The organism is Bradyrhizobium altum, from assembly GCF_020889705.1.
Taxonomy (GTDB): Bacteria; Pseudomonadota; Alphaproteobacteria; order Rhizobiales; family Xanthobacteraceae; genus Bradyrhizobium; species Bradyrhizobium altum.
On record NZ_JACMYP010000015.1, the window covers coordinates 23,511 to 48,396 of the forward strand.

19 protein-coding genes are annotated in these 24,886 nt (G+C 61.4%); 8 read left to right on the top strand and 11 right to left on the bottom strand.

The features are described 5' to 3' along the window. Positions 1-43 precede the first annotated feature (43 nt). The 8 genes from H8B02_RS06885 to H8B02_RS06920 form a co-directional block, all read right to left on the bottom strand. Positions 44-1,672, bottom strand: a complete 1,629-nt coding sequence (locus H8B02_RS06885) for a molecular chaperone GroEL (RefSeq protein ID WP_229165546.1) — start codon at positions 1,670-1,672, stop codon at positions 44-46. A 78-nt stretch (positions 1,673-1,750) separates the two neighbouring features. Beyond that, entirely contained in the window at positions 1,751-2,539 is a 789-nt protein-coding gene (locus H8B02_RS06890; protein ID WP_283842153.1) for a metal-sulfur cluster assembly factor, read from the bottom strand. Positions 2,540-2,544: 5 nt separating this feature from the next. Beyond that, positions 2,545-3,588 carry an amidohydrolase family protein gene (locus tag H8B02_RS06895; protein WP_229165548.1) on the bottom strand — a complete coding sequence of 348 codons (1,044 nt, stop codon included), beginning with the start codon at positions 3,586-3,588 and terminating at the stop codon, positions 2,545-2,547. 109 nt (positions 3,589-3,697) lie between these two features. After that, positions 3,698-4,054 (bottom strand): MmoB/DmpM family protein, encoded by a 357-nt coding sequence (locus H8B02_RS06900; RefSeq protein WP_229165549.1) that lies wholly within the window; start codon positions 4,052-4,054, stop codon positions 3,698-3,700. Between the two features lie 44 nt (positions 4,055-4,098). Further along, positions 4,099-5,202: an aromatic/alkene monooxygenase hydroxylase subunit beta gene (locus H8B02_RS06905; protein ID WP_229165550.1), complete on the bottom strand. Its 1,104-nt coding sequence runs from the start codon at positions 5,200-5,202 to the stop codon at positions 4,099-4,101. Between the two features lie 49 nt (positions 5,203-5,251). Then, positions 5,252-6,295 (bottom strand): NADH:ubiquinone reductase (Na(+)-transporting) subunit F, encoded by a 1,044-nt coding sequence (locus H8B02_RS06910; RefSeq protein WP_376711609.1) that lies wholly within the window; start codon positions 6,293-6,295, stop codon positions 5,252-5,254. A 96-nt stretch (positions 6,296-6,391) separates the two neighbouring features. Further along, a complete protein-coding gene (locus tag H8B02_RS06915) occupies positions 6,392-8,062 on the bottom strand; it encodes an aromatic/alkene/methane monooxygenase hydroxylase/oxygenase subunit alpha (protein WP_146992877.1) in 1,671 nt (556 codons plus the stop codon). Between the two features lie 138 nt (positions 8,063-8,200). Then, entirely contained in the window at positions 8,201-8,467 is a 267-nt protein-coding gene (locus H8B02_RS06920) for a hypothetical protein (RefSeq protein WP_229165551.1), read from the bottom strand. A 97-nt stretch (positions 8,468-8,564) separates the two neighbouring features. On the opposite strand from H8B02_RS06920, the gene H8B02_RS06925 reads away from it, so the two are divergent. Next, positions 8,565-8,714, top strand: coding sequence for a hypothetical protein (locus H8B02_RS06925; protein WP_229165552.1), 150 nt, complete (start codon positions 8,565-8,567; stop codon positions 8,712-8,714). A 180-nt stretch (positions 8,715-8,894) separates the two neighbouring features. Here H8B02_RS06925 and H8B02_RS06930 read toward each other — a convergent pair whose 3' ends face one another. After that, the gene (locus H8B02_RS06930; protein WP_229165553.1) at positions 8,895-9,938 is read right to left on the bottom strand and encodes an NAD(P)-dependent alcohol dehydrogenase; all 1,044 of its coding nucleotides are present in this window, start codon (positions 9,936-9,938) and stop codon (positions 8,895-8,897) included. A gap of 338 nt (positions 9,939-10,276) precedes the next feature. Here H8B02_RS06930 and H8B02_RS06935 point away from each other — a divergent pair, with 338 nt between their 5' ends. Together H8B02_RS06935 and H8B02_RS06940 are read left to right on the top strand one after the other, a co-directional pair. After that, positions 10,277-12,154 carry a sigma-54-dependent Fis family transcriptional regulator gene (locus H8B02_RS06935; protein WP_229165554.1) on the top strand — a complete coding sequence of 626 codons (1,878 nt, stop codon included), beginning with the start codon at positions 10,277-10,279 and terminating at the stop codon, positions 12,152-12,154. 132 nt (positions 12,155-12,286) lie between these two features. Further along, positions 12,287-12,676, top strand: a complete 390-nt coding sequence (locus H8B02_RS06940) for an SseB family protein (RefSeq protein ID WP_229165555.1) — start codon at positions 12,287-12,289, stop codon at positions 12,674-12,676. Here H8B02_RS06940 and H8B02_RS06945 read toward each other — a convergent pair. After that, a complete protein-coding gene (locus H8B02_RS06945; protein WP_229165556.1) occupies positions 12,595-14,031 on the bottom strand; it encodes an adenylate/guanylate cyclase domain-containing protein in 1,437 nt (478 codons plus the stop codon). The two genes, H8B02_RS06940 and H8B02_RS06945, sit on opposite strands and share 82 nt — an antisense overlap. A 376-nt stretch (positions 14,032-14,407) precedes the next feature. Then, positions 14,408-14,572 carry a hypothetical protein gene (locus H8B02_RS06950; RefSeq protein ID WP_229165557.1) on the bottom strand — a complete coding sequence of 55 codons (165 nt, stop codon included), beginning with the start codon at positions 14,570-14,572 and terminating at the stop codon, positions 14,408-14,410. A 35-nt stretch (positions 14,573-14,607) separates the two neighbouring features. Here H8B02_RS06950 and H8B02_RS06955 point away from each other — a divergent pair, with 35 nt between their 5' ends. From H8B02_RS06955 to H8B02_RS06975, 5 genes are all read left to right on the top strand, one after another. Beyond that, positions 14,608-14,805, top strand: a complete 198-nt coding sequence (locus H8B02_RS06955; protein ID WP_229165558.1) for a hypothetical protein — start codon at positions 14,608-14,610, stop codon at positions 14,803-14,805. Positions 14,806-14,937: 132 nt separating this feature from the next. Continuing rightward, complete coding sequence (locus H8B02_RS06960; RefSeq protein ID WP_229165559.1) at positions 14,938-16,371, top strand: dihydrolipoyl dehydrogenase family protein; 1,434 nt, start codon at positions 14,938-14,940, stop codon at positions 16,369-16,371. Positions 16,372-17,253: 882 nt separating this feature from the next. Next, positions 17,254-22,800 carry a trifunctional serine/threonine-protein kinase/ATP-binding protein/sensor histidine kinase gene (locus H8B02_RS06965; RefSeq protein WP_229165560.1) on the top strand — a complete coding sequence of 1,849 codons (5,547 nt, stop codon included), beginning with the start codon at positions 17,254-17,256 and terminating at the stop codon, positions 22,798-22,800. Beyond that, positions 22,689-23,798: an ABC transporter permease gene (locus tag H8B02_RS06970; protein ID WP_229165561.1), complete on the top strand. Its 1,110-nt coding sequence runs from the start codon at positions 22,689-22,691 to the stop codon at positions 23,796-23,798. Before H8B02_RS06965 ends, H8B02_RS06970 begins: the two co-directional genes overlap by 112 nt. 61 nt (positions 23,799-23,859) lie before the next feature. Beyond that, entirely contained in the window at positions 23,860-24,885 is a 1,026-nt protein-coding gene (locus H8B02_RS06975) for a sugar ABC transporter substrate-binding protein (RefSeq protein ID WP_229165562.1), read from the top strand. Position 24,886 lies beyond the last annotated feature (1 nt).

Below are 24,886 nucleotides of genomic sequence, written 5' to 3' on the forward strand. Positions count from 1 at the left end.
TTAAGGGGAGCACCGATCGCTTCGAACCGACGATCCGCTCCGTTCAAAGCAACTCGGCACCACCACCTCGAGCCGGGCCGGCGGTCGGATCGTAGTCATCCGGCTTCTTGGCGATCAACGTCTGCGTCGTCAGGATCAGTCCGGCCACCGATGCCGCGTTGCGAACCGCGCTGTAGCAAACCTTGACCGGGTCGATGATGCCAGCTTCGACAAGATCGACCGCCGAGCCATTGCGTACATCGAGCCCGTGGCCATTGCTGGCCTTGGCAATTTTCGCAACTTCCGCCTCTCCGTTCAGGCCGGCATTGGCAGCAATGTAGAACAGCGGCCGGCTGAGCGCGCGTTGCAGCAGCTCGGCGCCCTGCCTGGCGCTTCCATCGAGGCGATTGATCAATTCGTCGAGCCTTGCAGCGATCCTGAGCAAGGCCACTCCGCCGCCCGGCACAATTCCCTCTTCGATCGCGGCGCGGCTCGCGTTGATCGCATCCTCGATCAACTGGGTCCGGCGCTTTTGCTCGACCGGCGTCGCGCCGCCGGCAAGAATCATCGCGGTGCCGCCCGACAGCTTTGCGATGCGCTCCTGGAACTTGTCCCGCTCGATATTTTCGGGAGCGGCATCGTATTGGCGCAACACCTGCTCGCGTCGCGCCGCGATGGCCTTCTGATCGCCACCGCCCGCCGTGATCAAGGTCTTCGAGGCGGAAATGCGCACCTGGCGCGCAGACCCGAGGTCGTGCAGCTCCGCCTTCTCGAGCCTTCCGCCCAGATCGGCCGAAATGACCCGTCCTCCGGTCGTGATCGCGATATCCTCGAGCATCGCCTTGCGCCAATGGCCGAACTCCGGCGGATGAATCGCGGCGACCTTGAAATTGGATTTCTCCCGACGCGCCAGCAATTGCATGATGACCGACGGCGCCACTTCCTCGGCGATGATCAGCAAAGGCTGCCCACTCTTCTCGATGAGCGAGATCACGCCAGCCAGTTGCTCCCCGGTCTGGATCTTGAGATCGGTCATCATGATGAAGGGATTGTCGAGAACCACCTGCATTTTCTCGACATCGGTGACCATGTGATGTGAAAGGTAGCCGCGATCGAAGGCCATGCCTTCAACGATTTCCAGCGTCGTCTCGACCGTGTTACCGAATTCCACCGCGACGATTCCGTGATTGCCCGCGCGCTCGAAGGCCTCGCCCACCATGTCGCCAAGCGCCGTGTCGTTGGCGGCAATGCTCGCAACAGCCCGCACGCCGGCGGAGCCCTGCAGCGGTCTCGCCGACTTTCGTAACGCCGCGATGGTCTCGGTCACCGCCAACTCCAGCCCCTCAACCAGCTCAACCGGATTGGCGCCGTCCGCCAGGCATTTCAGGCCTTGCTGCACCAGAACATCGGCCAGCACGGTGGCCGTGGTGGTACCGTCTCCCGCCACCTCATTGGTCTGCGCTGAAACCTCGCGCAACACCTGCGCGCCCATATTCTCGAACGGGCATTCAAGTTCGATTTCGCTGGCAATGCTGACGCCATCGCGCGACACGATCGGCGTGCCGATCGGTCGGTCCATGATCGCGTTCATGCCCTTCGGACCCAGCGTCCCGCGTACCGCCTTGGCGAGCTTGGCGACGCCCCGGCCCAGCGCGGCCCGTGCGGCTTCATCGTGCAACATGATCTTCGGCATTGTATATCCCCGACTTTGCCTTGAGGTCGTCTGGTCTGGACTGGCGATCGATGCTGCGCGCCGGCATCACGGCTCCTGTCACGTACCCGACGACGCGGGCATCATTTTCGATTTCGGCACGAACGGTGTATCGAGGTCGAACCGCGCGGCAAGCAGGCCACGGCACAGCGCACCGTTGAATTCGGCATTGATGCCGACGCGCCGCAGGCTCGATACGTATCCGGCAAGGCCCTCGGCTGTTAGCCGCGCTCCGTTCGCGTCGACAAAGGCGGGCCCGTCGCCGCTTGCCGGGCCTACGACGGAACGCCGCTCGAGATAGCGCTGAATCAGCTTCTCACCGGCATCGTCGAGCGGCAGGCTACCCAGCTCCGTCAACGTCCAACTCACGATCTGCGCTGGCGATTTCCCCAGCGCAGCCAGGTGGCTGAGCAGCGCAACCTGCCGGCGCTGGAACGCCTTGACGAGGAATGTCTGACGCAGATCATCGAGACTGCCATCGGCCTCGGCGCCAAACGTTTCCTGGAACGAACGCCCCTGGGCGAGGCCTGCATTGATCTTGTCGGCATACATGTGTTCACCCAAGACCACGCTGACACCCTTGACCCAATCCAACGCGCTGACGGCCCGGCGCATGTCGTCTGCCATCAGGAACGAGAAATTGGCGGCGCACCAATAGGTCGGCAAGCGAAACTCGATGTGGACGTGATCCCTCGAGTCGACAGCGGCCTTGGTCACGAAATTCAACTCGGTGACGGACTCGTCGAGTTCGGGGTCCATCACGTCCTGCAAGCAGGCCCATATCTGGGCCCGCTTATCGTCTGACGAGCGGCCTCTCGGCCGCTCCCTCCTCTCATCGCTACTCTTCATGGCTATCACCTCGGCGCGTGAACGGCTTCGGGCAAGTGGGCATAACCGCCGCCGGCCCGGATCTTCTTCTTCTGCGCCTCGACGTCGATGCCGTAGATGCGCGCGGCGTTGAGGCCGAGAATCTTGGTCTTGGCCTCCATCGACAACACAGAACCCGTCTCCTTGGTGACGTCGGCCGGAATTTCAAAAGCCATGAACTTGTCGATCAGCCATTTCGGCGTCCAGATGCCGTAATCGCTGCCGTAAAGGATCTTGTCCGGTCCAACCCAGAACAACAGTTCGGAAATCACATGGGCGAAATACCCCGGCCGCGAATGGATGAAGGGCAGCGCCACCGCGAGGCCCGCATAGACGTTGGTCTCCTGGGTCGCGATCCAGCAGAAATCGTCGAGCCGCGGCAAGCCGCAATGCTCGACGATGAAATTCAGGTCCTGGAACGAGGTCGCGACATCATCGATGTCGGCCACATCGAACGCATCCCGGTTGAGCGGGATGATCGTCGGCCCCTTGTGGACGTGGATGTTCTTGATACCAAGCTTTTGCGCGGCCTCGAGATACTGGTAGGACGCCTTGTCCGTCAGCTTGTAGCCCTTCGAATCGCCGCGCCATTCCGCGGTGTAGAGCTTGACGCCCTTGAGCTTGTGCTTCTCGGACAGCGCATGAAGATCTTCCAGGCCCCTGGTGCCGTCACGCGGATCGAACGCACCATTCAGAATGAAGCGATCCGGATGACTCTTCTTCATCGCCGAATTTCGTTCGGTGGTGTTGAAACCGTTCTTGTAGAAATCGGTGAGATAGGTGGGTTGCAGGATCGCCATGTCGTCATAGCCGGTGACGAACAGGTCGTCGAACATCGTCTTGGCATCGTATTTCTCGAACTTCTCCTTCTCCCATTTCTCTGAGGGCGGGCTCAGGTTCGAGTGGTAGGCGTAGAAGCAGTCGATGAACTGCTTGCCATGGATGTTTTTCTGGTTTGCCGGACTCCCATCCCAGAAATGCGTATGCCCATCGATGACAAAAATCTCTTCACCCTTGGCTGTCCTGTACATGGCGTTTCTCCCGATCCCGCTGGATTGCACGTTGTTATGAGGCGCGCGATTGATGTCGTCGAATGAGCCCGGCCGGCGTCGCCGGCCAGGGCCTGTTCGCAAGCGGCCGTCAGACGATGTATTTCATCATCTCGTTCATGTCGCCGAACAGCATGACGGTGTTGTCATCCGTCATCACCATGCGGCCGTAATGCGTCGAGGTCGAGATCTCGAAGAGATGCGGGGTCATGACCCGGCCGAGCTCTTCCGAAATCTCGTCCATCTTGAATTCCATCTTGCCGTCGCCGTCGATGCGGATCATCGCCGGCATGTACGTCACCTTGATATGGTCGTGACGGCTCATGACCTCGGCGATGGCGCGCGCCTCGACGCTATCGTTCATGGTGACTCCGCATTGATGTGACACCGTGTCCTCGAACGTGATGTCTTTCATCGATTTGAAGATGTTGTCGGGTTCGTGCAGCATGTCGATCTCCTGAAGGATTGAGTGAAAATGTGAAGCAGTATTGGCTACGACGCGAGATTCGCCGGAACCGTCAGGCCAAGCTCGGCAGCGATGCCCTTGATGCGATTCTTCGCGTGCGCTAGCGCGTCGGCGAAAGCCACGACCTTGACACGCGGCTGCGACCAGATCGGCTGCAGATGATTGGCGGCATCGAGCGCGAGATCGGCATGCTTCGCCAACCATTTGTTGAACAACGCAATGTTCTGCGCCCCGTAGGTGGGGTCGGTGCCGAGGATGTGGAACAGCTCGACGGTATTGGCGAGATTGCGCTCATAGTCGGCCTCCGCGGCGGAGACGACGGCCGGGGTGATGAAATCGTTCTGCGCAGAAGCCGCCTGCATCAGGAAGCCGGATCGGAAGAGTTCGCCAATCAGCGGCTCGAACACCACGTTGGTCGCAAAATACTGCTCCAGATAGTCGTTTGAACCCATCACCGATTCAACCGACTTTCGCACGCCTTGCCAGATCGGGTCCTCCAGCCAGTGCTTCTTGCCGGCGGCAATGTCGAAGCCCGGAAGGTCGAGGCCGATTTCGCTCAGATAGAGTGTGACGTCTTGCGCGAAACGAAGCTTATAGGACGAATTGGTCAGGATCGCATTGTTGACCATCTGCGTGTAGCCGTAACGCTGCGCCTGCATCGTGGAGGTGCCGAGACCGAACTCGGCATGCTTGTAGGCGCCGAGATGGTTCTGCAGGATCTTCGCCCAGGCGGGATCGAAGCGGGTCGGCGCTCCCGATTTCCGGCCATTCTCGATGGTGTTCTGCACCATGCCGCAGATCGTCGACTGGCGCTGATAGTGCGTGCGCTCCCATTCCTGGTCGACGGCGCGGAACTTGTGCCAGTTCGAACTTCTTGCAGCCGTCCAGTCCTTGGAATAGGTCGGCGTTCCGTCCGGGAAGGAGATGATCCAGTCCTGCAGCAGATAGCGCTCCGGATCCGGTTGAACGTCGACCGTCATGTCCTCGTAGTGGGTCGCCTTGCGGCCCTTGGGTTCGAAATAGTTGTACTTGCGGCTGTCGGAGCCCGGGAACACCGCGGCCCCTGCCGCCCCGGATTTGACGATTGCGGCCGGCTTGGTCGCTGCTGCTCGACTTGTTTGCGCGCTCATTGCTCACTCCCTTTTGCCATTCTGTTCTGCGACGAACCTTTGAACGCCGTCATCGCACCGCCAGCGTAAACTTGTCGAAGTAGATGCGGTCGGGCTCGACCCCGTTCATTTGCAGGACCGGCAGTACGGCATCGATCATCGGCGTCGGTCCACACGCATACGCGTCGATGGCGCCGCTGAATTTCTCCTCGCTCAGATGGCGCCGCACCACCTCGTGGATCAGCCCGGTCTCGCCGTCCCAGCCGTCATCCGCCTCCGCGTGCGACAGCGCCGGCACGAATTTGAAGTCGTCGAGCCGCGCCGCAATGGCAGCCAGCTCTTCGAGGTAGAACAGATCGGCGCGCGTGCGGGCTCCGTAGAACAGCCGCACCGGCCTCTGCTCCCCGCTCTCGATGTGATCGGCCAGGATCGACCACAGTGGCGACATCCCCGAGCCGCCGCCGATCAGCAGCATCGGACCGGGTCGCTCTTCACGCCGGAAGCAGGTGCCGTACGGCCCCTTTGCGGTCACGGCGTCATCGACGGCCAATTTCCCGTCAAGCTGGGACGAAAACGCCCCGTTCGGATATTTCTTGATAATGAAGCGGAGACGATTGCTCTCGCTGGGCGGGTTCGCCATCGAAAAGGCGCGGGTGATGGTGCCATCCTGAAGCGTCAGATCGACATACTGGCCGGCCCAGAACTTCATCGGCCGCTCGATTTCGATCTCGAGCAACCTGATGTCCGATGTCAGCGCGCGGATCGCAGCGACACGCCCGGCAAATGCCTTCACCGCGATCGAACGGCTCAGCAGGTCTTCGTCATAGTTGAGCAGCTCGACACTGATATCGCTGTAGACATACGTCCGGCACAACAGCACATGTCCGGTCTCGCTCTCGTAGTCCGGCAAGGCGAAGGTCGAGTACTTCAGCAGTTCGAAGTCGCCGTCGAGGAGCTTCGATTTGCAGCTGCCGCACTGGCCTTCCTTGCAACCATGCATCAGCGAGATGCCCTGACGAAACGCGGCGTCAAGGACCGTCTCGCCTTCCTCCACTTCCATCTCGATACCCACTGGCTCGAAGCGAACCTTGTGAATCCGCGCGTCCGTCATCATCAGGGCCTTGTCATCGCAGTTGAACAGAACAATCGGCAAAGCGCTCGCCGACCCGGCGAGAGGGGCCGCCGTGAGCGGCCCCTCCCGTCGTCATTTCTAGTGGCAGGGATTGATCTTGAAGCCCTTGCGATATTCGGCCGTCGCGACCTCGCGTTCGATGGGTGAGAGTGCCCTGAAGCCGCGCAGCGGGCTGCCAAGTGTGTGTCCGCGCACGTGATCGAGCGTCCACATGTCCTTGGCGTCGAACCGCAGATGCGGTTGCGCGATCATGGTCTTGCCGTCAGGCCGGACGAAGCCGAGATCCTTGATTGCGTCGGCAACATCCCAGCCGTGATAGCAATCCTCCCATTCCCGGCGACCGCTGAAGCGGCCCATTGCCGGCGTCGCCCGCCCCTCGTACTCGGCGGCGAACGCCACCTTGTGGGTCCAGCGGCACCCCTCCGAACAATAGGTGTAGATCTTGCCGTCGACCTCGTCGCATACGAAGTCTTCACGGATCAGACACGGAACCATGCAGCTCCAGCACCGATGCGGGTACGAGTAGCCGACTTCACTGTTGAACAGGATGTTGGTCTCGCCGGGCACGCTGAGCTTTGCGTGCCACTTCCAGAAGTCGCCGAATTCGGCGTACCAGCCCGGATATTTGTGCTCGAACCACTCGAAGTCCCGCTCGGTCTGGGCCTCGATGCGCCAGAAGTTCACCGACCAGCCGACCGTGAAGAACTGCGCGGTCTTGTGGACGTAGTTCTTCTTGACGATCCGATCCCAGGCGGCGGCGACGTCATCGTGATGGATCTTGATGCCGTATTTCTCGAGCGGCAGCATGTAGGTCCGGTAGTAGTCTTCGTAGATCCAGCGGTGCCAGAGCTCCGCGTAGGACTCCTTGTTCTTGTCGCGGTTGGTCGTTCCGTACTCGATGAACGTCCCGATCGCAGCGTCGACGATCGCGTGGTTCTGCCAGAACGCGTATTTCAGGTCGCGTTCCAGCAACTGGTGGTTCGACGGATCATTGATCATCGCCATCAGCATCGAGTGACCGTTGCCGATGTGGCGGGACTCGTCCGACTGAACCGACAGGAACACCGTCGGCAGGGCATAGTCGCCGTTGCGGGCGGCTTCCGACGGCATCGCCACGAACAGCGTATTGGTGAAGGCCGTCTCCGCGACGACCGTCAGGTAGACGTTGGCGGCGGTGATCGCGTCACCGGTCAGGAACCCCTCGGCGAACTGGCGGCCGATCGTGGTCGCATAGCATTTGCCGAATGCAGCTTCGGTGATATCGAACCCTGCCGGGTCGATGTAGTTCTCCATGTACCACTTCTTGAGGTTCATCTGGATCGTCGAATGACGGAACTCGTCGACCATCTGCATGGTGAAGCCGGTGCGCAACTCCTCGCCGGGGGCGAGCCGCCCGACCATCGCCATCGAACGCGCCGCCGAGATCTCCGGGAACGGGATGATCGCCAGGAACAGCTTCATCCACTCGACCCATCGCGGCTCGACATTGCGGAACATGTCGCCGCGCAACGCCGCGTCCAGCGCGCCATAGACGCGGTTGTCCTTCTCTTCCTGCATCGGGAAATACGACCGCAGGACCTGCTTCATCGGGTCGCGCGGCGTCTTCGAGATCTTGTAGTCGGTCGGAAAGGTCATCGCCTCCTGCACGTAGCTTGGCGTCCAGCCAAGGTCCGCGACACGGTTGGCCGCCTCAGCGATGCTGATCCCCTTCTGCGCAGTTATCTTGTTCAGTGTCAGACTTGCAGTCATCTTCAGCTCCTTTGAACGTTGCGTTTTCTCCGGCACTCTCGCCTTGATCCCAGGTCAAAACCCTGGCTCGCGTTGTCGAAATTCTCGGCTGCACAACTCACTTTGATTCCGTTAAATGGATTGATTGATCTGTTGACGTCAGCCCGGTTTCTCGACGCTGACGGTCTCGTCACCTCCGTTGGCTCGTTTGATGAGAGGTTTGCCTTCGGCGACGAATTTCGCCGACAGAACCAGCGCGCCAACGGCGAAATCCTTGCCGTGCGCGGCTATCATGGCCTCCGTGAGCTCGGCCAGCTGAATGAAGAAAGCGTCTTTCGACCTGGCTTCCTCGCTCATGTCCGGTTGCGGAGACGGCATTTGTGGCTGTTCCTTCGGTGCAATAATGGTTGCGGTGCCGGTGCTCATCAGCGTGCCCCGAACGTTGGGCGTCGCCAGGTGACGGATCGTTGTCGATCTCGCGCAAGGAGGTGTTGAGCCAGTCACGCTCGGCCACCAGGCGCCGATGCTCGTCCTGGAGCAGCTCCAGCCGCGCGATTGCGCGCTCCAGTTCGGCCTGCGTATCGCCTCCCGCCTCGGCGCGCGCCGCGCCACGCACGGCGCAAGCGAGTTCGATTTCGGCTCCGCCACGCGCATGCTCATTCCTGATCAGTAACTCGTTGTTATCGACCATCTCGTCGATCAGCCCGTCCCGGGCAATCATCCGATCGCGGGCGCGCTGCAATTCAGCGGCCTTCTCGGCGGTGATCGGTGGCCGACGTCGGCTGTCCTCTGTCACTCGTGCCACTCTCGTTCGATGATCCGGACCGAAGCTTTGCATGTCGCGGCACATGCCCTACGGGATCAGGACCGCACGGCCATGAATGCGTCCATGATGCAGATCGTGGAGCGCATCATTGGCCTGGCTCAGCCTGTATTCCCTGGTGTGGAGTTCGACGAGACCGCGATCCGCGAGCGCCATCAGTTCGACCAATTCGGCATATGTGCCGACCAGATTGCCGACGATGGTCTTTTCCGACGTGATCATGTCGATGGTCGGGATATCGATCTTCCCGCCATAGCCAACGATGTAGTAGTAGCCGCCGTTCGCCGTCATCGAGAGGCCCTTGGCAATGGCGTCGCCCTCGCCGACAAAATCGATCACGGCTTCCGCGCCGCGCCCGCCGGTCAGCGCCAGCACGGCTTCGACTTCGTTGCCGTCTGCCTTCACGACATGATGCGCACCGCACTTCTTCGCGAGCTCGCGAGACTGCTCGGCGCGATCGACCACGATGATTTCTGCGGCGCAGAGCGCTGCGAGAACCTGGATGCCGATATGACCCAGACCACCGGCGCCGATCACCGCGACATATTCGCCGGGCAACAGATGACGGGATGCCTTCTTCGCGGCGCGATAGGCCGTCAGCCCGGCATCGGTGTAGGGGGCAACATCCTTCGGCGCGAGCGACTTCGGCAGCCTGATCAGGGAGCGCTGCCCTGTCAGCAGATACTGCGCATAGCCGCCATTGGCATTGATGCCGGGAAACGAGCTATCCAGCGCATGCATGTCGTCGCCGCGACGGCACGCGAGGCAATGCCCGCTGGTCACCAGCGGATGGCAAATGACGCTGTCGCCAACCTTGACCCCTTCGACACCCGGGCCGATCGCTTCGACCCAACCGGCGTTCTCGTGGCCCATGATGTATGGAAGCTTGACGTCGACCTTGCTGCGCCAGATACCCTCGACGATGTGCAGGTCGGTGCGACAGACGCCGGCACCACCGATGCGCACGATCACGTCCATCGGTCGCGAGATCTTCGGGTCAGTCACGTCCTCGAATTTGACGAACTCCTTCGCCGTCAGCTTCTCGTCGAACTCATGAAGCACCGCCGCTTTCATTGAACAGCCTCCCCGGCAAATTTTTTTATTCTGTCGATCTGACGCGATCGCCATCCCGCTGAAGAGTTGAGCAAGGGCTGTGCCAAGCGCACAACGACCTGATCTTTCTATTGTTCTTGCGATCCCAGGAGTCCGCGCGCCGATCCGCCTCGGAGCAAACTTTGCGCGCGACTGTTCCGAGACGGAACAGTTCGGCGACTGCAACAGCGGGTTAGCAGAAATTTGGATTCTTGATTGTTTGATCTATGATCGTGGGAGCCGCGCCACGCGCGAGAAGGACCCGAACCGGGCGACGACCAAGAGGCATTCGCCACGCAGCGACTCCCGGAGGAGTTATCATGCTGACCGCCAGCCGACGCATGGACAATGCTTGGATGACGCTCGATCAGCGGGGCGCGCCGCCGGCAGAACTTCTGTCAGCCGATATCTACGACAGCTGGATGCGCTGCATTTCGCTTGGTCTCGATACGTTGCGCCCTCCATCGCCCGAGTTCGTGAGCAGCGCAGTTCTGCGACAGGAGCAACAGCGCTGTTCGTTGATTCGCGGCCTCGCGCTCGCGGAGATGCACACGCTGCATCAGCAGATTGCCGGCTCGAACTTCATGATTGCTTTTGCAAATGCCGACGGCCTGCTGCTCGACATCATCTCGGACTCGAGCTTCAGCGATGCCTCGAACGCAGCGAGCATTCGGCCCGGCACCATCTGGACCGAGGCGATTTGCGGCACCAACGGCCTCGGTACCGCCGCGTATCTCAAGCGGGCCATCGTCGTTCACGGCGGCGAGCACTTTTTCGCGCGCTACAACAATCTTACCTGCATCGCGGCGCCGATTTTCGCGCCCGATGGCGAGCTGGCTGGAATACTGGACGCGTCATCGGATTGCATGTCGCGGCAGGCGCATACCCAGGCGCTCGTCGCGATGGCCGCAACCCAGATCGAGAATGGTCTGTTCCGCGAACACCACCGCGGAAACATCCTGATCGCTTTCCATAACCGCGGCGAGTATCTGCATACGTTGAGCGCGGGCCTGCTCGCCGTCGATAACGAGGCCAGGATACTTGCAGCCAACAGGGCCGCAAGCGTCCTGCTGCATGGCCTGCCAGCCTCGCCGGGTCGTCGCTTCGCCGACGTGTTTCGTACGAAATTCAGCGCCTTTGTCGATGAGGGCCGGCGCAAGGAACGCCAACGCCTCGAGGACGAGGTCGGCAGCCAGTTCGTCGCAACAATCGAGAACGCGCGCCAGTTCTCGATGATGCAAGCCATCTCGCGGCCTCGGCTGCCGACGCCCAAGGACGTCTCCACCCAGTTCGTCTCCGCCGATCCGGCGATCGCTTCCGTCGTCCAACGGGTGGGAGTCGCGGCGGTCCGCAAGATGCCGATCCTGATCCGCGGCGAAACCGGCACCGGCAAGGAGCAACTCGCCCGCCATGCTCATACCGCCAGTGGACGGGCCGGCGCTTTCGTCCCGGTGAATTGCGCAGCGCTCCCGGACAGCCTGATCGAGGCGGAGCTGTTCGGCTATGCCGAGGGCGCTTTCACCGGAGCCAAGAAGGGCGGGGCTGCGGGACTGTTCAAGGAAGCGGACGGCGGAACGCTGTTCCTGGACGAGATCGGCGACATGCCGGTGACGCTGCAGGCCGTGCTGCTGCGCTTTCTCGACGATTGGACTGTCCGGCCTGTCGGTGGCACCAAACGCCAGGTGGACGTTCTCCTGGTGTCGGCCACCAATGCCAATCTCGACGACTCGATTGCGAGGGGCCGATTCCGATCCGATCTGCTGTTTCGCCTCAACACGCTGGAGGTGACGCTGCCGCCTTTGCGCGAGCGTTGCGATTTCGCCGAGATCGCGCGCCATCTGATCCACAAGATCGATCCGTTGATGGAATTGACCGAAGGGGCGATCGATCGTTTGGCCGAACTCGATTGGGATGGAAATATCCGCGAACTGCGCAACGTGCTGTCCCGATTGTCGCTGGCCGAGCCTGGAGATCTGATCGACGAGACATCGGTCGGGTCCGTCCTTGCACATTCGGGCGGCGAGCGCCTGACCGGCAAGGTGGCGGGTGGCGGGCTCACGGCCAATCTACATGAGATTCAGCGTTCGCATGTCCTGACCGCGTACGCCGAAACCGGCAACAACATCAGCAAGACCGCGCGCCGCCTTGGCGTGTCACGCAATACGATCTATCGCGCCCTGCGCGGCAACAAGGACTAGCACAATCGCGACGAAGGCTCCGCGACGACGACGCGTCCCGGCTGAAAACTGGAAACGCCGACGTCCAAGCCCTCGTCGGATTCAATCGGGAATGACGCCATGTTCGAACCGGAAAACAGTCTCGAAGCCCTGATGCAGGCCGCCGCAAGGGACGCCAACATCGTTCCCGCATTCTATCGCGCGTTGCTCGAGACGGAGCTTTACATTCTGACGCCGGAAGCGCCGATGAAACCCGGACGCCGTCGCTCGCTAAAATTTCAGGAAGAGATCAACGTCGCAACCGTCGATTTCCAGAACATGAGATGGCACCCCACCTTCACCTCGAAGAAGCGCATCTACGACTACATAAAGCAGCCTGAGGTGTGCCTTGGCGCCGCTGCGCGCAATCTGTTCGAAATGTTGCCCGACTCCAATTTCTGGCTCAATCCGTTATCCGAATGTCAGAAGCCGCTGCCCGCCACCGAGATCGCTCTCCTCATGAGCGGCAAGTTCTTTGGCATGGCGACGAAGTCCGCGCGATAGCCGCCGTGCTCGTGCAACAATGTATCGGCACAACCAGCCAGCACGGCAGCCGCGTGGAATTCGTCGCTCTCGCACTCAGCCGGACTGCAAGGCGCCTGATGGACCGGTTTGCGCGCCGCCTCCCCGAGGAGTGCGTGCGACTGACCGGGTCCGTCGCCCCATCCAAAGACAGCCTCGAAGTGGCAGGCGAAAGCGAGGTCACTGAGTGCTGTCGAGTTGGCCGGATCGAGCGCGATAGCCTGGGCGAGGAGCTGGCGCGCATGCGCCATATCGTCCCGTGTGAAGCGGCGGATGCGCCAGTGTGCACGCATGATGCGGTCCCACGCATCGAGCTGGCTTTGATCCTTACGCCGCGAGTGCTGCATCTCCGCCGAGATGATGCCGGGCGCAGTCGCACCGGTGATGTTTCTCGCGATCTCGTCCTGGACGACAAACACATCGGCCAATTCCCGGTCGTAGCGATCCGCCCACAGGTGATGACCGCTCGCCGCATCGACCAGTTGAGCCGTGATGCGCACCCTATTGCCGGCCCGGCGGACGCTACCGTCCAGGACATAGCGGACGCCCAATTCGCGCGCGACCCGGACGACATCGACGGCCGCACCCTTGTAGGTGAATGATGTGCTGCGAGAGATGACGAAGAAGACGCGATTGCGCGACAGGTTGGTGATGACGTCCTCGCTAATCCCGTCGGAGAAATATTCCTGGTCGTGGTCCCCGCTCATGTTGCGAAACGGGAGAACAGCGATGGACGGCTGATCGGTGATGACCGTTAGCGGCGTACGGATTGCATGGCTCGGGCAAGCGACTGTGACCGCGTCGCGTTCCTCGACGATGATGCAAAACACTTCAATCGGGCGTGCAATGTTCTTGACCGTCTGCTCGCCGCGCGTCTCGATCTTGATTGGAACCTTATCGCGCACCTGCTCTGCCGCACTCCGGGAGATGTAAATGCCGCCGGGATCCGCGAGCGTCTGGATTCGCGCTGCAACGTTGACGCCGTCACCATAGATGTCGTCACCGTCAACAATTATGTCACCGACGTTGATTCCGATCCGGAGCGCAATCCGATTGCCTTCCAGGCTGCCGGGGTCGTGCTCGCGAATCCCCTTTTGAATCTCGATCGCGCAGGTCACGGCGTCCACTGCGCTGGCGAACTCCACCAACGCACCGTCGCCCATGAGCTTGACCATCCGGCCCGCATGGGTCGCGATCTTTGGATCGATAATTTCGCGCCGCAATGCCTTGAGGCGCGCCAGGGTCCCGGCCTCGTCGATCCCCATGAGGCGCGAGTACCCGACCACATCAGCTGACAGAACTGCTGCGAGCCGCCTTTGAACGCGCTCTAGGCTCATGCCTAACGTTTCCTGTGCGATCCGCTGCTACCGTTCGGCGCGAGTAGTCGCCGGGATCGGCTTCATGGCCATATTCCGGTCGCATATCGACAGAGGTCGATCTTGTCTCGAATACACCGGACTTGGACGAAATAGACCACATTCGCGACCAACCCGCTTTATGGCCGCCGCCGTGCTGAGCTGCTCGACATGTCCGAATGTCTGGAGGCCCTGGATCGCTCGGAGGCGCCAGTCGCGCCCGAGGTGCATCGATTGCCATGGCGAGCGTCATCGCGTCGAGAGCCGTCTTGGACACAGAGTAGACGGGGCCGAAGAGCGACGAAAAGCTCGTCAGCAAATACCGCCGATGGCAAGCCGCATAAGTTCGTTATGGCTGCTAATGTTGAGCTGCGCATAAGCGCGTTCGCAGTAGATGCGTAGCGGGATTGACGCTAATTTGGCCGTAGCCGGCATTATTGACCAGGGCGTCGATGCGACCGAAGCGGGAGAGCGCGGATGCGCAGGCGGCCGCCGCCTGTTTGTAGAACGGCGCCGAAGCCATGCCCCCTCCAATGTCATGCGGATTAGAGACTCATCGTGCCGATCGGCGTCGCGACCCCGCGCCGATTAACAACCGGCATCAAAACAGCGAAGTTGCTGCGATCTCCGCATCTCAAGTTAAGTGTTGCGACGATTATTATCGCACTGTCCGGCTGGTTCTCCCGAACAAGCTTGCCCGGATTTGAGCAGGTTTGCACGAAAGCCGCCTTTCGTGATGCGGGGACCGCTGCGTGAAAACGCGCCGTTTTCCGCTCCCGTTCACGCGAGGACGCAAGACCGTTCCGGCGGCAGCAAGCCGATGCAAGCAAAGTGTGGGCACCTGCACGTAAGAGGTAGCCGCTCTTTTCCTGTCCTGGAGCGGATCAGATGACTGACGTGCTTGTTGTTGGCGCCGGACCAGCCGGCGTGGCTGCGACGCTTCGTGCCGCGGACCTGGGTGTGCGGACTACGTTGGTCACCAGCGGCGAATTTGGCGGCATGGCCGCCAACGATGGCCCCGTTCCAGTCCGCACCTTGGCCCATGCTGGAAGGCTGTTGCGCGACGCTCGGCAACTCAGCCAATACGGCATCACCGTCAACGAACCCGTTTTGAACTATTCGACGCTGCTCGGGCGTGTTCGCGAGGTCGTTACAGAAGTGCGCACGAAATCCTCCCTGCGCCAGCAGATTGATTCTTCTGGTGTGACCGTCCACGAGAATGCCGGGACAGCACGCTTCGTCGACTCCAACACAATCGAGACAAGCGCTGGACTTCGACTCTCGGCCGACAGGATCATCATCTGTACCGGCGGCGCGAGCCGGCGACTGCCCATCCCGGGCTTCGAGCTGACAAGTACCCATAGCGATGCATGGGCTTTGACTTCGATCCCGCCTTCGATGATCGTCGTTGGAGCAGGCGCGACGGGTGTGCAGGTTGCCTCGATCTTCAACGCGTTCGGTTCACGCGTTCAGTTATTCGAGGCGGGCCCGCGCATTCTGGTGACGGAGGACGCCGACATTTCCTCTGCAGCCGCGCTCGCCCTGCAGCATTCCGGAATTGCCGTGCACGAGAATTTCGGTGCCATCGATTCGTTCGAGAAGACGAGCGCCGGCGTGCGGATGACCTTCACAAAGGGCGGGCACCGATTCGATGCCGAGGCCACGTTGGTGGTCGTGGCAGTCGGGTGGGTGGCCGAAACGAGCAGCCTGGATGTCGCGGCTGCAGGAATTGAACTCAATGAACGCAAGTTTCTGAAGGTCGATGAGTATTTGCGCACCTCGGCTCCCCATGTTTTTGCGGCCGGCGACATTACAGGGCATTTCATGCTCGTTCCCCAGGCTATTCAGGCCGGCTGGGCAGCGGCGACCAATGCCGTTCAAGGGCCGACGATGCCGCTCGTCGATCAGGTGAGCCCGATGGGGAGCTTTACGGAGCCCGAATATGCGCAGGCCGGTCTTACCGAAGCGAAGGCGCGTGAGGCGTATGATGTCGTCACGTCGATCGTTCATTTCGATGTGACCACGCGGACAATCATCGACGGGCGTACATTTGGTTTCTGCAAGTTGATCGCCGATCGCAAGACCTGCAGGGTGATCGGGTGCCACGTCATCGGCGAGCGGGCAGTAGACATCGCGGAGGTGGCGGCGATCGCTATCGCTGCCGGTATGCGCGTCGACGATCTGGCGCAGCTCCCGCTGGCCTATCCGACCTACGGAGGCATCCTGGCTCGGGCTGCGGTGATGACGGCAGGACAACTTGGCTTGAGCGTGGGCTGGCAGGCCCATCGGGCCGAGGGCGTGCCGCTCGCGAAGCACCGATAGGGCGACGGCGACGCGAGAGATCAGTCAACTCCTCGCGAGAGAATGAAGCGCTGCGTTGAAGGGGCGGACCGCCGCCAGACCGCCCATAATCTGCCGACGGCGCCGCTAGACCGCCGAGGACAGGATCACAGTCTCGGACCGCGCATTGGCCTGGGTGACGGGTCAACCCAGGCACCGAGCGGCCGCCTATCGGCGCGGCAATCGAGGACATCCTGGATCGACGAGGAAACCTAGGCGCAAGCGGCGGTAAGCTGCCGCCCCATTGGGAAACTAGACCTGAATCGCAGGCTCCACGACGGCGGCGCCTTGGATGCTCTCGCGAAGGTACGGTCGCTGGGTCGCTTTCTTGATCATTTCTGACCATTTTTGACGCTTTTGTACAAGGCCTGCTGCTGCCGATCGCCGATATCATGACGACGTACGCTTCTGATCAACGAACAACGCGGGCCCATGGTCAGTGCAAGTTGTGGGGCAACTGGACGACGAGCGAACGGCTGGGGTGAATTTCTCGAGCCAAATGTGTTGCGGTGAGGTGATCGCGCGCCCTGCCGGCTTCAGCGCGAGTCATAGGCCCGCATCCTGCTTCGTGTCTCGGCCCCAGAAGCGGCCAAATTGCGCAAACGTCTGGAGTACGAACTGGCGCTCCACGCCGAGTTGGATGGCGTCTCCGCCCCGCGGTCTATTGCGCTTGCGTAGGACGGGGAGCACTCGTCAAGACCGTCGATCGTCTTCTGATCGTCCGCGGCAGCGACCTCCCCGCACTGAGCATCGTCAGACGGTCCCGCGTGTTGCGATGTTACCGTCCGAGCTCCGGTTCACGAGACGGAGGCAATCCGCTGTCAGTTCGACTGGCTATCCCGGCTTGATGGCGGAGTGTTGCACTTGAAGCCAGGTTTTTCTCGCTTCGACATTGAAGGGGATAGCGGGTCTCGGGTCCTGTGGGAGAACGATGATCTCGTCTTCTCCCGAGGATGGCGCCAGAGCACCGACGGCAACCGAAGAGCCGTGCTGGCGGTGAGACTCAATGAGGAGCGACCGCACCCAGCGGTCCTCGATCGTTTCGCCCACGAATATGGGCTAAGGGACGAGTTGGACAGTGCGTGGGCGCTTCGGCCGCTCGAGCTTGTCACTGATGACGGGCAACCGACCCTGATGTTGGAGGATCCCGGCGGAGAACCACTCAGTCACTTGCTTGGCGAGCCCATGGAGGTCGGCAGCTTCTTGCTGCACGCTGTCCGCATCACAGCGGCTCTCGGCAAGGTCCATCAGCGCGGCATCGTACACAAGGATATCAAGCCCCACAACATCCTGATGAATCGCGAGACCAGCGAAGTCAAGCTGACGGGTTTCGGAATTGCGTCGCGCCTTCCGCGCGAACGTCAAGCCCCCGAACCGCCCGAGACGATCGCTGGAACGCTTGCCTACATGGCGCCGGAACAGACCGGGCGTATGAACCGGTCAATCGACTCGCGCAGCGATCTCTACGCGCTTGGCGCTACCTTTTACCAGATGCTCACCGGTCAACTGCCGTTCTCCGCGTCCGATCCTATGGACTGGGTGCACTGCCACATCGCGCGGCGAGCGATCGCGCCTGCTGAGCGACTGAACGATGTACCCGGCGCCGTCTCAAAGATCGTTATGAAGCTGCTCGCGAAGACGGCCGAGGATCGCTATCAGACCGCACCCGGCCTGGAGAGGGACCTGCAACGATGCCTCACTGCATGGGCGGCTCAACGCCGGATCGAAGAATTCCCGCTGGCAGCGCACGACGTGCCAGACCGACTGGTTATTCCTGAAAAACTCTATGGGCGCGAGCGAGAGATCGAGACCCTGCTCACCGCCTTTGATCGCATCGTCAAGAGCGGCGCGCCTGAGCTCGTGCTGGTCTCCGGATACTCCGGTATCGGAAAATCTTCGGTGGTTAACGAGCTGCACAAGGCGCTGGTGCCGCCGCGCGGGCTGTTCGCGGCCGGCAAGTTCGACCAGTTGAAGCGCGACATCCCTTATTCGACGCTCGCGCAAGCTTTTCAGAGCCTGGTGCGCCCGCTGCTTAGCAAGAGTGATGCTGAACTCGTTCGCTGGCGCGAGGCGCTTCTGGCTGCCCTGGGCCTCCACGCTCAGCTCATGGTCGATCTCGTCCCCGAATTGAGCCTCATCATCGGCGACCAGCCACCCGTCCCTGAACTTCCGCCGCAGGACGCGCAACGGCGTTTCCAACGGGTGTTTCGGCGGTTTATCGGCGTTTTCGCCCGGCCCGAGCATCCGTTGGCGCTTTTTCTCGACGACCTGCAATGGCTCGATGCGGCGACCATCGAACTGCTTGAAGATCTGTTGACTGGCTCGGATTTGGCGCACCTTATGCTGATCGGCGCCTACCGGGACAACGAGGTCGATGCCGGCCATCCACTCCGGCTCAAACTGGATGGCATCAGGACCGCCGGTGGAAAGGTCGAAGAAATAACGCTTGCGCCACTCGCCCGCGAACATCTCGCGCGGCTGATCGCAGACGCCCTTCGCTGCGAACTGACGCCGGCAGCGCCGCTCGCCCGGCTGGCGCACGAAAAGACAGGCGGCAATCCGTTCTTCGCCATTCAGTTTATCTCGGCCCTCGCCGATGAGAGGATGCTCTCTTTCGACTACGACGCTGCGCGCTGGTCTTGGGATATCGAGCGCATTCACGCGCAGGGATATACCGACAACGTTGTGAACCTAATGGTCGGCAAGCTCGCCCGCTTGCCGACCGAGACGCAAAAGGCCTTGCAGCTGCTGGCCTGTTTCGGAAACAGCGCCGAGATCGCGACCGCGTCGATTATCTTCGGAACCACGGAAGAGCAGGTCCATGCAGCCCTATGGCCCTCCGCCCGCCAGGAGTTGGTCGAGCGGCTGCCGGACGCCTACCGCTTCGTCCACGATCGCATTCAGGAAGCAGCCTATTCGCTGATCCCAGAGAAACAACGCGGCGAGGTTCACCTTCGCATTGGGAGATTGCTTGTCGCGAACATCCTTCCCGAGAAGCAGGAAGAGGCGATCTTCGATATCGTCAACCAGCTCAACCGCGGCGCGGCCTTGATCACCTCGCAAGACGAGCGCGACCAGCTGGCCGAATTCAATCTTCTTGCGGCCAAGCGCGCCAAGGCTTCTACCGCATACGCCTCAGCGCTGACCTATCTGGTCGCCGGCGCGGCGCTGCTGCCGGAATGCTCGTGGGAGCACCGGCGCGAGTTGATGTTCGAGCTGGAGTTGAACCGGGCGGAATGCGAGCATCTGACCGGCGACCTGCCAACGGCCGAGCAGCGGCTCACGGCCCTCTCCGCTCGCGTCAAGACGGTCATGGATCTGGCCGCGGTCGCGGCAGCACAGATGACGCTTTGCACGACCATGGGCCGCCTGGACATCGGCGTGTCCGTCTGTCTCGAGTTCCTCGCGCGCAGAAACATCCACTGGTCGCCACATCCGACCGACGAGGAAGTGAAGGACGAATACGACGCCTTCTGGCAACGGCTCGGGACGCGCTCCATCGAGGAACTCATCGACCTACCACGGATGGCGGACCCGGAATGGCGCGCGACGAGCGACGTTCTCATCTGGGCGCTGTCGCCGGCATTCTTCACGGACCAGAACCTTCACCGGTTGATGGTGAGCCGCATCGCGAACCTCAGCCTCGAGCACGGAAACAGCGACGCTTCCCCATTCGCCTATGTCTGGGTGGGGGCGTATGCGGGGTTCGTTTTTGACGACTACCGATCGGGATTCCAGCTCGGAAAGCTTGGTTTCGATCTCGTCGAGAGGCGTGAGCTGACCAGCTTCAAGACACAGGTCTATTTTGGCTTCGCGAATTTCATTCTCCCTTGGTCGCGGCCTTTCCACGAGGTTGTGGATTTGCACCGGCGCGCGTTCGCCATCGGCCAGGAAGTTGGTGACCTGACCTACGCTGTCTACGCCTGGAAAAGCGTAATCTCGGGCCAGCTCCCCGCCGGCGTTCCGCTGGCCACGGTGCAGCGGGAGGCCGAGCGCGCGCTGGCATTCGTGAGCAAGTCGAAATTCGTACTCATGATCGACGTCGTGACCATCCATGTGCAGCTCGTTCGGGCCCTGCGAGGGATGACGACCGGCCTGTCCTCGTTCAGCGACGCCGAGCTCGACGAGCAGTCATTGCGAACCAGGATGGAAGATGACCTCGGTGGCCGGGCCATCGCCCTGTGCTTTTACCTGATCCGCAAGTTGCAAGCGCAGGTTCTTTCGCGCGATTTCGCTGCCGCGCTCGCAACCGCCGAGAAGGCGCAGGTGCTCCTTTGGACATCGCCAGCGCACTTGGAGGTCGCCGAATTCCACTTCTACGCAGCTCTTGCTCGTGCCGGACGCTGTGACGAGGTATCCGATGCCGAGCGAGAGCCACACCTGGCACTGTTGCGCGTCCATCACGATCGGCTGGCGGTCTGGGCAGAGAACTGCCACGAGAACTTCGATGACCGGGAGTCGCTGATCGGGGCCGAGATTGCTCGCATCGAAGGCCGCGAAGTCGACGCGATGCGGCTTTTCGAACGGGCAATTCGTTCGGCCGCCGCAAACGGCCTCGTCCACAACGAGGCGCTCGCCAACGAGCTGGCCTCGCACTTCTACGCGGCGCGTGGATTCGAGAAAATCGCGCATACCTATCTGCGCGATGCACGGTATTGCTATCTCCGCTGGGGCGCGGACGGCAAGGTGCGGCAACTCGACGAGATGTATCCGCACGTGCGGGAGGCAGATCCCGAGCCCGCTCCGACCGGTGCGATCGGAACCAAGGTCGAAAATCTCGATCTCGCGACCGTGATCAAGGTGTCGCAGGCAATATCGGGAGAGATTGTCCTCGAGAAATTGCTCGACACGATCATGCGCACCGCGATGGCGCAGGCCGGTGCGGAGCGGGCTGCGCTGATTCTGGCTTTGGGGGCAGAGCCGCGGATCGCCGCGGAAGCCACAACAGGTGGCGATTCGGTGACGGTGCATCTGCGCGACGAGGCCGTGACCGCGACCACACTCTCGGAGTCAGTGCTCCGCTACGCCATGCGCACCCGGGAGAACATCATTCTCGACGATGCCGTGGCCCACCCCCTGTTCGCGGTAGATCCATACATCCGTCAGCGCCAGGCCCGTTCAATCCTCTGCCTGCCGCTTCTCAATCGGGCCGAGCTGATTGGCGTGCTATACCTTGAGAACAATCTGGTCCCTCGCGTCTTTTCCCCGGCCCGGATTTCTGTATTGAAGCTGCTTGCGTCGCAAGCCACGATCTCGCTGGAAAACACCCGCCTGTACCGCGATCTCGCGGAGCGCGAAGCGAAAATCCGGCGTCTCGTCGAGGCCAACATCATTGGTATCTTCGTCTCGGACATCGAAGGTCGGATGATCGAGGCCAATGACGCGTTCCTACACATGATGGGATATGACCGTGAGGACTTCACCTCCGGGTCCCTGAACAGGACAGACCTGACGCCGCCGGAATGGCGCGAGCGCGACGAACAGACGGTGGCGGAGGTGAAGACGACCGGCACGGCGCAGCCCTTTGAGAAGGAATACTACCGCAAGGACGGCAGCCGCGTCCCCGTCCTCATCGGCGTCACCGCGTTCGACGAGAAGCGGGATGAAGGGGTCGGCTTTGTGCTCGATTTGACCGAGCGCAAGCGGGCGGAAGCCGACGCCCGCGACAGCGAACGGCGCTATCGCGAAGTCCAAACCGAGCTGGCGCACGCCAACCGCGTCGCCACCATGGGACAGCTCACAGCCTCGATCGCCCATGAAGTGAAACAGCCGATCGCCGCCAGCGTCACCAATGTAAGCGCGGCGTTGCGCTGGCTGGACCGTCAACCGCCCGACATGAAAGAAGTGCGCGAGGCGCTCGCGCGCGCCGTCTCCAGCGGCAATCGGGCCGGCGAGGTCCTTGACCGGATTCGTAACCTGGTCAAGAAGGCGCCTCCGCGGAAGGATAGCCTGGCGATCAACGAAGCTATCCTCGAGGTGATTGAACTCACCCGCGGCGAAGTGATGAAGAACAGCGTGTCGGTGCAGATGCAACTGGCCGAGGCGTTGCCGTCCATCACTGGAGATCAGGTGCAGCTGCAACAGGTGGTCCTGAACCTGATCATCAACGCCGTCCAGGCCATGAGCACCGCCAACGACGAACCGCGCCAATTGCTGATCAGCACCGAGAAAGCCGAATCCGGTGGCGTGCTCGTCGCGGTGCGGGATTCTGGTCCCGGACTAGCGCCGGGAACATTCGAGCACGTTTTTGACGCCTTCCACACGACCAAGGCGAGCGGTTTGGGAATGGGGCTCTCGATTTGCCGTTCGATCGTCGAAGCCCATGGTGGGCGATTGTGGGCGAGCCAGAACCTGCCGCGCGGCGCGGCTTTTCAATTCACGCTGCCCGCCTGCGTCGTGAACAAGACATGATTGGCCGCTTGCGCGCCCTGCAGAGTCCCCTCGCCCTGGCGAGGCCGAGCCATGAACAGATTGTCCTGCTGATCACCATCGCGCTGCTGATCGCCTTCGGTCTGATGCTGAACGGCTTCGCGACGCTGAACAACCTGCTCGACCTGATGCGCAGCATTTCGATCCTCGGAATTCTCGGCATCGGCATGGGGCTGGTCGTGATCGGCCGCGGCATCGATCTCAGCGAGGTCGCGATCATGGCGGCGTCCTGGTCGATTGCACTGATCGAGATGCAGCGGGGCATGCCGGCTGGCTGGGCCTGCAGCATTGCGCTCGCACTCGCATTGACGACCGGCGTCGTGAACGGGATCATCGTGGCCTGTGCCGACGTCCCGGCTCTGTTCGTCACGCTCGCCACCGGCTTCTCGGTCTATGGGTTGACCCTCGGGTTCGCACCAGCTTACGTCGTCTATGCCCCGAAGGATCTGCCCACACTGCTGTTTCTCGGGGCCGGCCGAGTTGCTGGCGTTCCCATGCCCATCTTCGTGTTCGCGGGCTGTGCCATCGTCATGCACCTCTTCCTTTCGCGGACCTCGATTGGACGCTTCATCTATGCGCAAGGCGACAATCCCGAAGCGACGCGGCTGTCGGGCATAGCCATCCGGTCGCTGATCGTGATCGAGCATATGCTGGTGGGCCTGCTCGCCTGGATCGCGGGCCTGGTCTGGATCGGCACCACCGGCAGCATGCAGATGGTGATCACGCAGGGCACCCTGATCGTCGATGTGGTGCTGGTCGTGGTGATCGGCGGTATCAGCCTTGTCGGCGGCCGCGGTGGGATGTTCAGCGTGGTGGTGGGTTGCGTCCTGATCGGCACATTGCTGAACGCCTTCACCATCATGGACATCAACAACGAGGTCCAGAACATCATCAAGGGAATCGTGCTGCTGGTGGCTATCGTGCTCGATAACTGGCTGCACCCACGCGACGAGGAGACCGCGCGCCAAGGGGATTTATAGGCAACTCTATCGGGGACTCGTCGAAAGAATTTGTGTCACATAACGGCCGGAGGCTATTCAAATGAAGCTCATGTTTCCCAAGTGGACGATCGTCATACCTGCCCTTGCGCTGGCCACATTGCCGCTGTTGGTGAAGGCGCAGGAGGATGGGGGCACCAAGACCTCCCGCGAACTGCGCGTCGGCTACGACAAGTCGCTACGGGACAAGACCGTCGCCTATCTGCCGATTGCGCTAGGCATACCCCTCCAGGACGAATGGGGCCGCACGGTGCGGGAGGAGGCGGAATGGCGCGGCATGAAATACGTGGTGCGGGATCCCAATAACAACCCGTCGGCGATGCAGCAGGCTCTGACGGCGCTGATCGATCAGAAGCCAGACGTGCTGATCGTGCAGAACCCGAGTGTCACGCTGCTGATAAAGGATTTGAAGCGGGCGGAGAGCCAGGGCACCCACGTCATTCAGATCAACATGTCCTCAAACTACAAGTCCAGCGCTTTTGTCGGCGCTGACTGGCGCGAGGTCGGAAAGATAATCGCAACCGATGTCGTCACGCAATGCGGCAGCAGCTCGGGCAAATCCGGCAAGGTACAGATCGTCCAGGGCGAACTTGGGGCAGCCGCCAGCGTCGATCAGATGGGCGGCATCATGGAGGTGTTCAACAAGGATCCGGCCATCAAGGTGGTTTCCAATCAGGCAGCGAACTGGGACGCCAACACCGCGCTCAGCACCACCGTCACCGTCCTCCAGCAGCACCCCGACCTTTGTGCCAGCATCGGCTTCTGGGGCATTATGGAAGCCGGCGCCGCGCAGGCGATCCGCAATGCCGGCAAGATCAACGACGTCAGCGTCTATGCCTCAGGCGAAGGCTCGCAGCTTGACTGCGACCAGGTCAATCAGGGCAATTTCTACAAATTCCTGAGCTACAAGGCGACCGAGCAGGGCCACGACCTGATGCTCGCCGCCGAAACGCTGTTGCAATCGGGGGAAAAGCCCGGGACCAGACATCTCACATACTTCACGCGCCCGGTCTGGCTCGACAAAACCAACGCCAACGGCGCCAACTGCTTCGCAATTTCCAAGAAGTAGC

What these genes read in the sequence shown, in the direction of transcription:
- H8B02_RS06930 (WP_229165553.1), bottom strand. Translation starts at nt 9,938, where the DNA reads ATGAAAGCGGCGGTGCTTCATGAGTTCGACGAGAAGCTGACGGCGAAG.
- H8B02_RS06890 (WP_283842153.1), bottom strand. Translation starts at nt 2,539, where the DNA reads ATGAAGAGTAGCGATGAGAGGAGGGAGCGGCCGAGAGGCCGCTCGTCA.
- H8B02_RS06975 (WP_229165562.1), top strand. Translation starts at nt 23,860, where the DNA reads ATGAAGCTCATGTTTCCCAAGTGGACGATCGTCATACCTGCCCTTGCG.
- H8B02_RS06895 (WP_229165548.1), bottom strand. Translation starts at nt 3,588, where the DNA reads ATGTACAGGACAGCCAAGGGTGAAGAGATTTTTGTCATCGATGGGCAT.
- H8B02_RS06910 (WP_376711609.1), bottom strand. Translation starts at nt 6,295, where the DNA reads ATGATGACGGACGCGCGGATTCACAAGGTTCGCTTCGAGCCAGTGGGT.
- H8B02_RS06885 (WP_229165546.1), bottom strand. Translation starts at nt 1,672, where the DNA reads ATGCCGAAGATCATGTTGCACGATGAAGCCGCACGGGCCGCGCTGGGC.
- H8B02_RS06925 (WP_229165552.1), top strand. Translation starts at nt 8,565, where the DNA reads ATGCTCGTCCTGGAGCAGCTCCAGCCGCGCGATTGCGCGCTCCAGTTC.
- H8B02_RS06915 (WP_146992877.1), bottom strand. Translation starts at nt 8,062, where the DNA reads ATGACTGCAAGTCTGACACTGAACAAGATAACTGCGCAGAAGGGGATC.
- H8B02_RS06940 (WP_229165555.1), top strand. Translation starts at nt 12,287, where the DNA reads ATGCAGGCCGCCGCAAGGGACGCCAACATCGTTCCCGCATTCTATCGC.
- H8B02_RS06945 (WP_229165556.1), bottom strand. Translation starts at nt 14,031, where the DNA reads ATGAGCCTAGAGCGCGTTCAAAGGCGGCTCGCAGCAGTTCTGTCAGCT.
- H8B02_RS06905 (WP_229165550.1), bottom strand. Translation starts at nt 5,202, where the DNA reads ATGAGCGCGCAAACAAGTCGAGCAGCAGCGACCAAGCCGGCCGCAATC.
- H8B02_RS06935 (WP_229165554.1), top strand. Translation starts at nt 10,277, where the DNA reads ATGCTGACCGCCAGCCGACGCATGGACAATGCTTGGATGACGCTCGAT.
- H8B02_RS06920 (WP_229165551.1), bottom strand. Translation starts at nt 8,467, where the DNA reads ATGAGCACCGGCACCGCAACCATTATTGCACCGAAGGAACAGCCACAA.
- H8B02_RS06960 (WP_229165559.1), top strand. Translation starts at nt 14,938, where the DNA reads ATGACTGACGTGCTTGTTGTTGGCGCCGGACCAGCCGGCGTGGCTGCG.
- H8B02_RS06900 (WP_229165549.1), bottom strand. Translation starts at nt 4,054, where the DNA reads ATGCTGCACGAACCCGACAACATCTTCAAATCGATGAAAGACATCACG.
- H8B02_RS06950 (WP_229165557.1), bottom strand. Translation starts at nt 14,572, where the DNA reads ATGGCTTCGGCGCCGTTCTACAAACAGGCGGCGGCCGCCTGCGCATCC.